An 11,786-nucleotide genomic window follows, 5' to 3' on the forward strand; every position below is an offset into this window, starting at 1 on the left:
TCAAGAATGTCTAAAAAGTCGGATCGCCCAGTAGCGGGCCAGGAGCAGACTTGGTTTGCTAAAGGAAAATCAGATAGCTGGCAAGTTTTATTGTCGCAAGTCGCTTCTCGATTCGATCGCGAATACCGAGGAGAAGCTTTCGCCTTACCCGAAGAAGTCGAAGCAATGCCGATTTTCCTAGAATCAGTTGCAGGAACTCTCCAAGAAAAAACAGTTTCTCCCTTCTGGAAAATTGCCAAACCTCAAAAAAATCAGCGCTGTTTAGACATTGGCTGCGGAGTCAGCTTTCTCATCTACCCTTGGCGGGATTGGGAAGCCCTTTTTTACGGTCAAGAAATCAGCAGCGCAGCGCGAGACGCCTTAAACGCTCGCGGCCCTCAGCTCAATTCTAAGCTGTTCAAAGGGGTAGAATGGGCTCCCGCTCACCAGTTAAATTACGAAGAGGCTCAGTTCGATTTATGCCTCGCTACAGGCTTTAGCTGTTACTATCCCATAGACTATTGGAGTATTGTCATGGGAGAAGTAAAGCGGGTACTAAAACCGGGCGGTCATTTTGTTTTTGATGTCCTCAATCCCAATTCTCCCCTAGCAGAAGATTGGGCAATTTTGGAAACTTATCGAGCCGGCGAAGTATTTTTAGAGACAATAGAAGATTGGGAAAAAATGATTAAAGCTGCGGGCGCTAAGGTTGTCAAAAAGCAAAGTGGCGACTTATTTCAAATGTATAAAGTTGAATACAATTGAGAGGTTAAGGGGAATAGGTAATTAGTTTTGTAGTCAAAACTTCAATCGCCCCGGGCCGGGCAAACGAAAAAAAACTTCATTCTTAGTGGAGAAAGTAGGGTGCGTCAGCAAGTAGAAATTAGTTTGAGAAGCAACAAATATTCAAGCTGACGCACCCTACTAACTACTAACTACTAACTCACAATAGTCAAGCAAGCAGATTGGATATTACCCATTCCCATACCGGATTGCCAATTATCGATGCCCAATTACCGATGCCCAATTAATTTTCGGTAGCGGCAGGAGAAGGCGCAGCTTCAGGCGACGGCGACACTTCGGCTGCCGGAGGTGGCGACACTTCGGCTGCCGGAGATGGCGACACTTCCGGGGCAGGAGATGGCGACACTTCGGGCTGCGGGGACACTTCGGCGGCCGGAGATGGCGCTGCTTCGGGCTGCGGGGACACTTCGGCGGCCGGAGATGGTGCTGCTTCGGGCTGCGGGGACTCTTCGGCGGGTTGCGGTTGAGGAGAAGGCGACGGTTCCGCGGCTGGTTTCGGTTCAGGCGAGGGCGACGGTTGAGCCGCAGGCTTGGGTGCGGGCGGCGACGGTTGGGCCCCTGGCTGCGGTTTGTTTGAGGGGGCCGGCGGCTTCTCAAACTGCGGTTTCACTTCAGTAGGCGCTGGGGAGGGCGGCTGGCCTGTTGGTCTGCTGGGCGCTGTGGGGGCGGGCGCTGGCTGCTGCTGACCTGGTGGGTTGGGCCTGGTTGGGGTGACAGGAATGCCACTACAAAGTTTTTCGTCGTACTTAAACTCGACAGCCAGTTGGTAAAGCTTGTGCGTGCTGGCTGCAGAAAATGTTAGAGAAGGGCTAATAATCGCAATTTTAGCCGCATTATCGAGAATACTGTAACCCGTGGGGACGATCGGCTGTGGCTCGGCCTTGAGCAAGCCTTGAGGGCTGACAACTGCTCCAAAAACTGCTCTTCCTTGGAGTTTTTGCGAGCAAGCTGTGACGGGATAAGGGACATTCACAGGAGTTGGCACCGTCATTTCCAAGTCAGGATAAGCTTTTTTGAATTTCTCAAACAAAGCAACATAGGTATCTGCAGCCGCAAGCTGTGTCTCTCTGTCGGTGGGTAAGGTTGAAGCCGGTTGGCCGGACTGTCCTAGCTGTCGCTGTCCCTCTTCAAATTGTTGTCTCCTGATTCTTTCTTCGGGAGTTTCTGCGATGAGATTCCTTTTATTCGGATCTTTTTGAGTCAATTTCGGCACTCCATCGGGTCCCACATTCCTGCCAATTGGGAATTCGGGGGTAAAGACTGGAGCTCCGTCTGGAAATAGTGGGAGTCCGCCTCTACTGGCTATAATCCTTTTGAGTGTCTCTGCTTCGTCTTCCGAGGCGTCGCCGGGAAGCTGGGGCACTTCATTCAGCGATGGTGGCGGCGGAATATTGCGATCAAAATTACCGGGTAAGGGCGGGAAAAGAAAACCGCTGGGAGGTACGGGTGGGACGAAAGTGGGTGTTGGCTGGGAGGGTGCTCTGACTGTTGGGGATGGAGTTTTGGGAGGTGGCGGGGCTGTTGGGGCTGTGAAGGGCGGGAGAGGGGAATAAGGCAGAGGGGAAAAGAATCCAGGAGGGGGCATTCCCGGCGGCATGGCGGGCAAGTTGATGGTATCAGGTGCGGGGGGCAAGGGCGGGGCTAACTTTGGCGCTGGCAGAAGGGGAACTGGTGCGATCGAAAACGGCGTATTAGAGGGTCTCGGTGGTATGGTTTGTGGGAGGCGGCTGGCTTCTGTGGGAGTTAGTTCTACTAAGCCGACAGAACCGGGGATATTTTTTGAGGAATTTCCACCATAAAGTATGTTTGAGAGCGTCGGGGCGGTTGCTCCGAGCACTCCGTGGAGGCCGACAGAAGCTAGGGCTGCCCACCAAAAAGGCTGGCGCAGCGGTTCGGAAAGGGTGTTGGCTAGGGAGGAAGAGTCAGTCATGACTATGGGGAATGGGGAATGGGGAATTGGTAATTGGTAATTGGTAATTGAGAATTGATAATTGGGAATTGGAAGTTAATAGTTATTAATTGATATTTTTTTTGAGTGATTTTAAAAGTTGCTGTTGGATAATTCAAAGGTATAATTTTAGCACGGTCGGTATGGAAATTGCCCGATCGACTTTTATTAAGATTTCGCGACCCTCACATCAAGCACTCAAGCTTAGAAACCCGGTTTTTTGACTGCTTCCACGCTTGTATAGCAACCGCAAATAGGGTGAGGACGTTGTTAATTGCTCAAACCATTGTTTTTCTTGCCGAATGCCTTTGGCCGAATCCTATACGCGGTTTCTCAGGTATTGTTGAGAATGGTCAGCGGGCGTCAGGCGGGCCGGACTGGGGTGATCTAAAAAACAGACTGCACCGCTGCTATACCGTCTTTTTCCGGGATCTGGAGCGCCACTAATTCATTAAACACGATCGAGCAAACGGATCGATCGGCGTTTCCAATTCGGTTACGGCATCAAAAAACTCAAAACTCATCGAGTGGCTGCGCGTTGTACGCGCCGGCTGGGGCGGCCATCTCCAAACTCCCTTGATTCACCAGCGATAGCGGTAATTTTTAAAAGGAGCTCCCTCGATGGTGAGCAAGTCGATGGGATAAATTGGAGCACCACTTGCCATATATTGAAACATTTCCCGAACTTCCTCTCCCCGCAACGACAACTGGTCTAATTCCTTGAGAGAATACCAGCCCGCGCACAAAGTATGCTCATCCGGCTTGCTCTTGGGCGGCGTCTTATCTTGTGGACGAGCCACAAAAATGACTCGGAGGCGCACATTGCCCCTAGGCATCACTGTGTGCTCTACTCGGAGAATTCCCTCAACGATGATGGAAATGCCCGCTTCCTCAATGGTATTACGCATAGCAGCTTCGAGCAAAGTCTCCCCTTTTTCCACTCGCCCTGCTGGGAGATACCACTGCTGCTCGTACTTGCGCTCTTGTACCAGTAGAAAACGGTCTTCTAAGTGAACGACAACTAGGGTAAAATACCATGTTTGAATCGGCTCGCGAGCCATAGAAGTAGATATTCCCTAAGCAAAAGGTTTAACGAGGGACAGATGTTAGCAATTCAAAGGATGCTTCGGCAAGCGTCTTTGAACTTGAAAAACAGATCGTAGCACTCCGGCCGCAAAATCTAAAATCTAAAATCTAAAATTGACAATGCCATTACCAACCGTGATTTTACCAGGATATTTTGCTGCTGCTTCCGACTATCGCGAATTAGAAAAGTCTCTGGTCGATCAAGGTTTCCCAACAGTAACAGTGCCTCTGGGCAAGGGAGATTGGTTGCCGACTTTTGGCGGGCGGTCGATGGTGCCAATTTTGCGACAGCTCGATCGCACGGTCAAACAAATGTTACAGCAATACGGCGTTCCCCAGATCAATCTCGTCGGTCATTCCGCCGGCGGCTGGATTTCTCGCATTTATTTGGGCGAAAAGCCTTACACAATTCACGGCGACGTGCTTGAGGACGCGGGTTTGTGGGAAGCTCACCCGTATGTGAATACTTTAATCACTTTAGGCACGCCGCACGTCTCTCAAGAGCGCTGGACGCGCAAAAATCTAGATTTTGTCAAAATTCACTATCCGGGCGCTTTTCACCCGCAGGTGCGCTACGTGTGCGCTGCTGGGAAGGCGGTTTTTGGCAAGCGGGGTTTTGGAACTTGGCTGGCTTATAAAAGTTACGAGTTGACTGTGGGGAAGGGCGAAACTTGGGGAGATGGAATTACGCCGGTGGAAGCTGCTGTTTTGGACGGGGCCGAAAATTTGGTGTTGGAGGGGGTTTGGCATTCGCCTCGTTCTTCGGGGAAGTGGTACGGTTCGCCGGAGGTTTTGCCGGCTTGGATTGAGTATTTGCGTTAGAAATGAACCGCGAAGACGCGTTCGGCGAAGCCGTTCCCGTGCTACTGTGCGGGACGCAGATAACGAATTTGAGCCGGATGCTTGGTGGAGAATTGATGCGGGAGGTCGATCAAAAATTAGGGATGATGATTATGTGCGATCGCCACTCGTAGAATCATCGCAGTGTTTGGTATTTGGTGCGAGGGGCGATCGCTTGGGTGCAGTGATTTGTTATACTGATAATTGTAGACTTACGAAGCTTAGAACAATGAAAACCTATAGCTTTGATGCCATTATAGAGTTAGTCGAAGAAATGTCTGATGACGAACAGATCACTCTCATCGATTTGATCGGACGACGACTTAAAGAAAAACGGAGAGATGAGATCGCTCTTAATATTGTTCGTGCCGATGAAGAGTATTTGCATGAACAAGTATTCCGAGGCACAGTAAATGATATCATGGCAGAATTAAAAAGATGAGAACTCTTGTCTTAGCCTCTTCGTTCAAACGAGCTTTCAAATCCTTAATCCGCCAAGAACCTGAAATGGAGGAAAAAATAGCTGAGCGACTAGAACTATTGGCAAATGATCCATTTCATCCCTCACTTAAAACCCACAAGCTGAAAGGTAAACTATCTGGTGCTTGGGCTTGTACTGTAGAGTACGACTGTCGAATAGTCTTCAATTTCAAAAAATATTCAGATTCAGATGTTGAAGAGATCCTTCTGATTGATATTGGTAGCCATGACGAAGTTTATTGAGTTCATCCTTTAATCAAGAGACGTAACTCGATCCTCATACAGTTATTAGGAGGATTATGAGAGATGGGAATACTTTAAAGGAACGCTATTTGCGAGATGATCTACCCATTCGTTTGAGAAATTTAGCATCTAATTTGGCACGAATTAAATCTCGCTGTCAAAATGCAGCTAATGGCGAAATAATTGAAAGTCTGCTGCAAGAAAGTAAGCTGTTTATTGAATGGACTCCTCAAGATGCAGAGATAGAAATAGCTGCTGAGTTAGTTGAGTTGCAGATTCAGTTAGCTTGCTGGCAGTATTCTTGGGCAAGGATTTGGGAGGATGCAGAACAACGAATGAGAGTGGGAGAACAAGGAAGGATTTGGTCGGAGAAAGTGCTGAATATGTCGGGTTTGTTGGCTGTGAATTAGGTAAGGGCGATCGCTATTAGGGCAATCATCGCATTAGAATGGTAGAAATGGGTAACATTGTGAGTGGAAAAAGAGGTTGGATTTCATTGCGTCAACCCAACCTACCAGCTCATAAATCAATCATCCCTCGGTGATTGCTTTTTCTCAGATGTTGTTTGCTTCTCTCTGGCCGCCTCATCTTCCGATTGATATCTGCTCGATTTATCTGGTGCGGTTAATCCCAGAAGTCCACCCAGTACCAATGCTGCTATTTCAAAATACTTTGAGCAAACAGGATTGTCTCTAAAAATGATTTGGGGTTGAGTTCCAGCAGCTCTTGAAGTAACTGGGGGGTATTCTACTTGCACTACACAAATTTTATCACTTTTGAGAGTGATCGCCAGAGCACCAATAATCACAACCAAAGCAATAATAGGACGCATTCCATTATGATCTAAGAACTTAATAATCCCGTTCATATCTTTACACCATACCCTAATAGTCAATGTGCGGCTTAATACACTATTACAGGGATTAAACGACAAGCGTTTAATCCCTAAATTTACTGTTTAATTTTTCTCCTATGGTTCTTAGAAATCAGGATATTTTTTATAAAAAAAATTCAATTTGTTCACAATTTTTGATTTTTTGTACTCTGTTTAAATTTATTTAGTACAGTTTTGTACAATGTTGTTAAAAAGTGATCTAATATACAAAATTCTCACATCTTGCTCATTGGTAACAAGTTAAGCTAAGAAAGCATTTGTCAATCAGCAATTATGCTCAACATTTACTTGGATTTTGAGCCCAAAACTGAGATTTGGGCGATCGTGCGATCGTGCCGAGGGTGATATTTATACTTACTCCCTCTCAAATCGTGAATGTTCCACTCCTAAAAAAACAGTTTTTTTGAGTAATATTACTGATTGACAAATGCAATTAAGTCTTAACTTGTCACCAATGGTTATCAGAAAAAGCAAATAGTGATCGCTCTTTATGATTGGTGATGCGATCGCTATCTTTACAAGCATCCCATGAGAATGGTGGAAATGATAAAATTGTGATTGTAAAAAAAGTTGGGTTGAATTCATGAAACCCAACATACTAGCACATCCAGCCTAATTTACTGGGTAAAATAAATCCCAAAAACTAGCGGTAAAATTTCTGACCATCGGAATAAAAAACAATATCGTTACGGATACCATTGGGATAAAGGTAGGGCATTTTCAGATCAGACAGACCATCATTATTATTATCGATGGACTCAATCCGCCCAACAACAGAATTTGGGTTCAAGTTACCTTTACCGCTTCTCCACCAGATGCTAGAGTTAAAGTTCTTCCCGTCCGAGGTCAATACCCATATTCCAACATCAAAGTTTCCATAGTCATACAGACAAGCAATATCGGACTTTTTATCACCATTGAATTCACCAACAGTACAACTAACTATTTTTGAGAAGTTCGTATCTCCCCGACGGGTTGCATACCATTGTTGCCAGGTTTTACCATCATTAACTTCTACTGCTACAGCAAGAGAGCCTACCTCTCGAATCCGAGCTTCCTGAGTTTGTGTGCCATCAAACTTTCCTCGTAATCCAGATATTTGTGAATATGCTGCTTCAATCGAACTAAAAACTGTAGCTACGACACCGATAGAAATTAAAAGTCTCATGAGTATTTTCATAATGGCCTCCCAGCTAAAAATGTACAAAAATCGTCAATCTTCTAGCTAACTATTTATTAGACCGCAACAGCGGCATAACACGCTACTACAGGGTATAAAACGGCAAGCATTCTAACCATAAACTTAGGTTTAAATAATTTTCCCATTATTTATTAATAAATCCGGGCTTTTTTTAGTAAAAAAAGTCCTATTTTGCCGATAACTTTCTCCTACTTTCACTCTCTTTAAATCTAGTTGTGTACTAAAATATATAAAAATATACTAAAATATCTAAAAATGTGATATGATACCCAAAAAATCCCATCCTCTTGACCCGATGAATCTGAAAGAAATGCTAAACCTCGCCGATCGCATAGTCTTCGAGAAAACGGGTCAACACCTTGACGATTTACAAGAGGCGGTACTGCGCGGAACTCTACAACATGAGACATACAAGCAAATAGCTAAAGATTTTGACTGTTCAGAAAGTCGTGTTAGGAATGCAGGTTCGGAATTATGGCGGATACTTTCACAAGAGTTTGGAGAACAAGTCAGTAAATCAAATATTCGATCGGCAATGGAGAGGTGGCAAGTTTCAAATGTCTCCAATTTTGCAAAAGACGTTGTAGGGATTGGTATTTTTAACACCTGTGGAGAAGCTAAACACCCGCCAAACATACCAAATTCACACCCACCAAATCAGGAAACATCTAACCCAAAACAACCTCAAACTCTACATCAAGATTTAAGCGAGATGCCGGAATTGGGTAATTTTTACGATCGCACTCCCGAACTCCAAACCCTCACCACCTGGATTCTACAACAACACTGTCGCCTCATAACCCTCACTGGCATCAGCGGTATCGGCAAAACCACCCTAGCAGTACAACTCGTACAACAAATCAAACACGAGTTTGAGTACGCAGTTTGGTACACTCTAGACGAATTCCCATCCCTAGAAAAATTTCAATCTAACCTAATACAGCTTTTTTCCCATTCCGAAAAAGAAGATTCACTCCCAACCAACCAGAAACGCTTACCGCTGATTAAGTATTTACAAAACCATCGCTGTTTAATCGTCTTAGATGACGTTCACAACCTTTTCTGTAGTGGCGAATTGGCAGGAAAATATAAACCTGAATGCGAAAAATATCGCTCTTTGTTCAAACAAATAGAAAAATTACCCCATCAAAGCTGCTTGACGTTAATCAGTTGGGAACAACCGAGAGAAGTGACTCAAGTTAAAAACCAAAATACTTCTATTCGTACCTTACAACTCAAAGGTTTAGACATCGCAGCCGGACGAGAAATACTCAGAGATTATGGGTTAGAAGAAAGCGACAGCAGTGAAGCACTCATTCATCGCTACCAAGGCAACCCCCTATGGTTAAAAAGCGTGGCGAATATGATTCAAGACTTGGGAGGAGGCGTGACAGAGTTATTACCAAATGATACCATATTGTTGCCAGAAGATTTGAAAGATGTTTTACAGCATCAGTTCGATCGCCTATCCGAACTAGAAAAACAAGTAATCTCCTTATTAGCCAAAGAAAGCCAGCCCATCAACCGGGCAAAATTGCTAGAAAATGACATAATTCCGGCTTCAGATTTGCTAAATGCCTTGCAATCTCTATCGCGGCGCTGCTTGATAGAACAACAAGCAAATTTTTACACGATTTCACCTGTACTGAAGCAATATGCGATCGCCTGTGCGGTGTAATTGATATCTCTTAGTCTCCGGAGGCAGACTTAGTTTGTATAGCAATTTCAATCGCAGAGTGATTAAACACATAAAATCGCACAAACAAAAAACCGGGCAACTTCACAGCTACCCGGCAATCTAAACTTGAGACTTCAGATAAATCTCAAATCTCAACCTAAAATTATTAAACAGCTACAGTCTTCTTAACAGAAGAGCTCAATTCGCCCTTAGCATACTTAGCTGCGAAATCGTCCAAAGAAACTTGCTTGATCTTTGTACCGTTACCGGCGCAACCAAAAGAGTTGTAACGATCGCTACAAACCTTCTGCATATACTTGATCGACGGCTTCAAGAAGTGGCGCGGATCGAATTCTTCGGGCTTAGCAAACAAAGCTTCGCGCACCGCAGCGGTAATCGCCAAACGGTTGTCAGTATCGATATTGATCTTGCGAACGCCGCACTTGATACCCTTTTGGATTTCTTCCACAGGTACGCCGTAGGTTTCGCGGATTTTGCCGCCGTTGCTGTTGATGATTTCCAGCAATTCTTGGGGTACAGAAGAAGAACCGTGCATTACCAAGTGAGTATTCGGCAAGCGGCGGTGAATTTCTTCAATGCGGCTGATTGCCAAAATTTCGCCAGTCGGCTTGCGAGTGAACTTGTAAGCGCCGTGGGAAGTGCCGATCGCCACTGCGAGAGCATCAACGCCGGTTTGCTCAACGAAATTAACAGCTTCTTCGGGATCTGTGAGCAATTGATCGTGAGAAAGCGCACCTTCAAAGCCGTGGCCGTCTTCTGCTTCGCCCATTCCTGTTTCCAGAGAACCCAAGCAACCCAGTTCGCCTTCAACGCTAACGCCGATCGAATGAGCCACTTTCACAACTTCGCGAGTAACTTCAACGTTGTACTCGTAGCTGGCGGGAGTCTTAGCATCCGCTTCCAGAGAACCGTCCATCATCACGCTGGTGAAACCTTGGCGCATGGCAGAATAGCAAGTGCCGGGGGCATTGCCGTGGTCTTGGTGCATTGTAATGGGAATGTGAGGATAGGTTTCAACTGCCGCCAAAATCAAATGGCGCAGGAAATTTTCCCCAGCGTAGGAGCGAGCGCCGCGAGAAGCTTGCAAGATCACAGGGCTGTTGGTTTCGTCAGCAGCGCGCATGATGGCTTGGATTTGCTCCATGTTGTTGACGTTGTAAGCCGGTAGGCCGTAACCGTTTTCAGCCGCGTGGTCGAGCAGCAGTCGCATAGGTACAAGCGCCATAGATATTCCTCCTAGTTATTTGTGTTTCTGGGCCGTGAATTTTAGACAAGCTCAATTCTTAGGATAATCTTAAGACAATTTGTAGCCGATCGCGCACTATCTTTCCAGATTTACTTAAAAGTTCAAAAAACAAAATTTTGAGTTCCGAGCATTCCACTCAGAACTCAAAATTTTTAACTCACAAATTTTTTATGGGTCGCCCGGGATTTGAACCCGAGACCAATCGGTTAAAAGCCGAATGCTCTACCGCTGAGCTAGCGACCCGCGAAAACATTGTTACCGCACACAATTTCTAATAGTAGCACCCCTCATTTGAAATAGCAAGTGTTTTTTAAATAAAATTTGCAGTCATGCGAACCAGCATCTCGCAAGTCGCTCCCGGCTGCAAATAAATCAAGTGTTCGCCAGTGTTGAGGGCATTTCGAGGAGCAGTCCAAGGTTCCAAACAGTAAAAATCCTTGCCCTTCACCATCCAGAAAACCAACTTCCCATAGCTGGAGTTGTAACTGAGGGTGAGCCGCAAGTTCTGGGCCGCGTCAGTGACAGTAGCAGCAAGACCAGTGAGCTCGTCAAAGGAAACATCAATTTCATCCAACGTCTGGTCAAAAACCCCAGTGAAGTAACCCTTGGAATGGGTGTTCTGATCTCTGTACTGCATCCCCGGAATCTCAAAGCGCAGCTTAGATTTTTCCGTCGCCAAAAAGTAGGGGTGCAAACCACTAGAAAACGGCATGGGTTCGTCAGACAGATTTGTGTAGCGCTGAAAAATTTCCAAAGAATTGCCTTTAATCTGATAAGTGAAGGCTAGTTGGAAATCAAAGGGATAAACAGCGAGCGTCTTGTCGCTGCTGTCGAGAATCAGCGTCAGAGCGGCGCAACCCTCCGTAACTTGTTCGCCTATTGTCCAAGGCAAGTCTCGAGCAAAGCCGTGCTGTTTGAGCTTACGCTGCACTCCCTTGTGGGTGTAAGTATTGTCGGGGAGATTGCTGCAGATGGGAAACAGGATGGGAATCCCGCCACGTACAGTTAGATCGGGATTGGCGAACCGTTCCGCGTCCAAATAGAAGATTTCTTTGCCTTCAACCAGCCAGCTAGTGGCAATACCGCCCCGTTCCGGCACAACTTCTAGAGTAGAGTTAGCGGTTTCGTCGGAGAGGATATAGGTTTTGTACTGCTTTTGCTTGAGCGCGATCGCAAACACATTTGTCATCGGTAGTAGGTCATTGATCATTGGTTGTCAGTAAATCAGTCGTTAATAATTGGTCGCTAGTATCTTGATGTTCACCCATTACCGCCCCTATCCTCCCCCCTGACAGGTGTAGGTTTTTTACAATTAGGAGGAATTACAGGCATAAAATTCATCTACAGGGGTATCAGGGAAAGAGC

General features: G+C 45.9%; 12 protein-coding genes and 1 tRNA gene. 6 read left to right on the forward strand and 7 right to left on the reverse strand.

Annotated features, from left to right (window positions below; all coding sequences use genetic code 11):
• Positions 1-6: 6 nt before the first annotated feature.
• Positions 7-744 carry a class I SAM-dependent methyltransferase gene (locus QUA44_RS10400; RefSeq protein ID WP_333250100.1) on the forward strand — a complete coding sequence of 246 codons (738 nt, stop codon included), beginning with the start codon at positions 7-9 and terminating at the stop codon, positions 742-744.
• Between the two features lie 262 nt (positions 745-1,006).
• Here QUA44_RS10400 and QUA44_RS10405 read toward each other — a convergent pair whose 3' ends face one another.
• Complete coding sequence (locus QUA44_RS10405; protein ID WP_333250098.1) at positions 1,007-2,713, reverse strand: hypothetical protein; 1,707 nt, start codon at positions 2,711-2,713, stop codon at positions 1,007-1,009.
• 599 nt (positions 2,714-3,312) lie between these two features.
• A complete protein-coding gene (locus QUA44_RS10410) occupies positions 3,313-3,792 on the reverse strand; it encodes an NUDIX domain-containing protein (RefSeq protein ID WP_333250096.1) in 480 nt (159 codons plus the stop codon).
• Positions 3,793-3,937: 145 nt separating this feature from the next.
• Here QUA44_RS10410 and QUA44_RS10415 point away from each other — a divergent pair, with 145 nt between their 5' ends.
• From QUA44_RS10415 to QUA44_RS10430, 4 genes are read left to right on the forward strand one after another with little or no spacing between them, the layout of a single operon-like run.
• The gene (locus QUA44_RS10415) at positions 3,938-4,639 is read left to right on the forward strand and encodes an alpha/beta fold hydrolase (RefSeq protein ID WP_333250094.1); all 702 of its coding nucleotides are present in this window, start codon (positions 3,938-3,940) and stop codon (positions 4,637-4,639) included.
• A 46-nt stretch (positions 4,640-4,685) separates the two neighbouring features.
• Positions 4,686-5,099 carry a hypothetical protein gene (locus tag QUA44_RS10420; protein WP_333276481.1) on the forward strand — a complete coding sequence of 138 codons (414 nt, stop codon included), beginning with the start codon at positions 4,686-4,688 and terminating at the stop codon, positions 5,097-5,099.
• The gene (locus QUA44_RS10425; RefSeq protein WP_333151983.1) at positions 5,096-5,380 is read left to right on the forward strand and encodes a type II toxin-antitoxin system mRNA interferase toxin, RelE/StbE family; all 285 of its coding nucleotides are present in this window, start codon (positions 5,096-5,098) and stop codon (positions 5,378-5,380) included. The genes QUA44_RS10420 and QUA44_RS10425 overlap by 4 nt, the downstream gene beginning before the upstream one ends.
• A gap of 56 nt (positions 5,381-5,436) precedes the next feature.
• A complete protein-coding gene (locus tag QUA44_RS10430) occupies positions 5,437-5,790 on the forward strand; it encodes a hypothetical protein (protein ID WP_333250090.1) in 354 nt (117 codons plus the stop codon).
• Positions 5,791-5,906: 116 nt separating this feature from the next.
• On the opposite strand, the gene QUA44_RS10435 is transcribed toward QUA44_RS10430, so the two are convergent.
• Together QUA44_RS10435 and QUA44_RS10440 are read right to left on the reverse strand one after the other, a co-directional pair.
• Entirely contained in the window at positions 5,907-6,212 is a 306-nt protein-coding gene (locus tag QUA44_RS10435) for a hypothetical protein (protein WP_333262627.1), read from the reverse strand.
• Between the two features lie 706 nt (positions 6,213-6,918).
• The gene (locus QUA44_RS10440; RefSeq protein ID WP_333091127.1) at positions 6,919-7,455 is read right to left on the reverse strand and encodes a hypothetical protein; all 537 of its coding nucleotides are present in this window, start codon (positions 7,453-7,455) and stop codon (positions 6,919-6,921) included.
• A gap of 316 nt (positions 7,456-7,771) precedes the next feature.
• On the opposite strand from QUA44_RS10440, the gene QUA44_RS10445 reads away from it, so the two are divergent.
• Complete coding sequence (locus QUA44_RS10445; RefSeq protein ID WP_333250324.1) at positions 7,772-9,154, forward strand: NB-ARC domain-containing protein; 1,383 nt, start codon at positions 7,772-7,774, stop codon at positions 9,152-9,154.
• 166 nt (positions 9,155-9,320) lie between these two features.
• Here QUA44_RS10445 and fba read toward each other — a convergent pair whose 3' ends face one another.
• The 3 genes from fba to QUA44_RS10460 form a co-directional block, all read right to left on the reverse strand.
• Positions 9,321-10,400 (reverse strand): class II fructose-bisphosphate aldolase, encoded by a 1,080-nt coding sequence (gene fba / locus QUA44_RS10450; protein WP_333250087.1) that lies wholly within the window; start codon positions 10,398-10,400, stop codon positions 9,321-9,323.
• A 192-nt stretch (positions 10,401-10,592) separates the two neighbouring features.
• A tRNA-Lys gene (locus tag QUA44_RS10455) sits at positions 10,593-10,664 on the reverse strand.
• A 67-nt stretch (positions 10,665-10,731) separates the two neighbouring features.
• Positions 10,732-11,601 (reverse strand): aldose epimerase family protein, encoded by an 870-nt coding sequence (locus tag QUA44_RS10460; protein WP_445243651.1) that lies wholly within the window; start codon positions 11,599-11,601, stop codon positions 10,732-10,734.
• Positions 11,602-11,786: the final 185 nt, after the last annotated feature.

The organism is Microcoleus sp. N9_A2, from assembly GCF_036701775.1.
Taxonomy (GTDB): Bacteria; Cyanobacteriota; Cyanobacteriia; order Cyanobacteriales; family Microcoleaceae; genus Microcoleus.

Excerpts from the sequence above, each read along its gene's own strand:
- QUA44_RS10410 (WP_333250096.1), bottom strand. The coding sequence starts at position 3,792 with ATGGCTCGCGAGCCGATTCAAACATGGTATTTTACCCTAGTTGTCGTT.
- QUA44_RS10425 (WP_333151983.1), top strand. The coding sequence starts at position 5,096 with ATGAGAACTCTTGTCTTAGCCTCTTCGTTCAAACGAGCTTTCAAATCC.
- QUA44_RS10445 (WP_333250324.1), top strand. The coding sequence starts at position 7,772 with ATGAATCTGAAAGAAATGCTAAACCTCGCCGATCGCATAGTCTTCGAG.
- QUA44_RS10415 (WP_333250094.1), top strand. The coding sequence starts at position 3,938 with ATGCCATTACCAACCGTGATTTTACCAGGATATTTTGCTGCTGCTTCC.
- QUA44_RS10400 (WP_333250100.1), top strand. The coding sequence starts at position 7 with ATGTCTAAAAAGTCGGATCGCCCAGTAGCGGGCCAGGAGCAGACTTGG.
- QUA44_RS10435 (WP_333262627.1), bottom strand. The coding sequence starts at position 6,212 with ATGCGTCCTATTATTGCTTTGGTTGTGATTATTGGTGCTCTGGCGATC.
- QUA44_RS10430 (WP_333250090.1), top strand. The coding sequence starts at position 5,437 with ATGAGAGATGGGAATACTTTAAAGGAACGCTATTTGCGAGATGATCTA.
- fba (WP_333250087.1), bottom strand. The coding sequence starts at position 10,400 with ATGGCGCTTGTACCTATGCGACTGCTGCTCGACCACGCGGCTGAAAAC.
- QUA44_RS10440 (WP_333091127.1), bottom strand. The coding sequence starts at position 7,455 with ATGAAAATACTCATGAGACTTTTAATTTCTATCGGTGTCGTAGCTACA.
- QUA44_RS10405 (WP_333250098.1), bottom strand. The coding sequence starts at position 2,713 with ATGACTGACTCTTCCTCCCTAGCCAACACCCTTTCCGAACCGCTGCGC.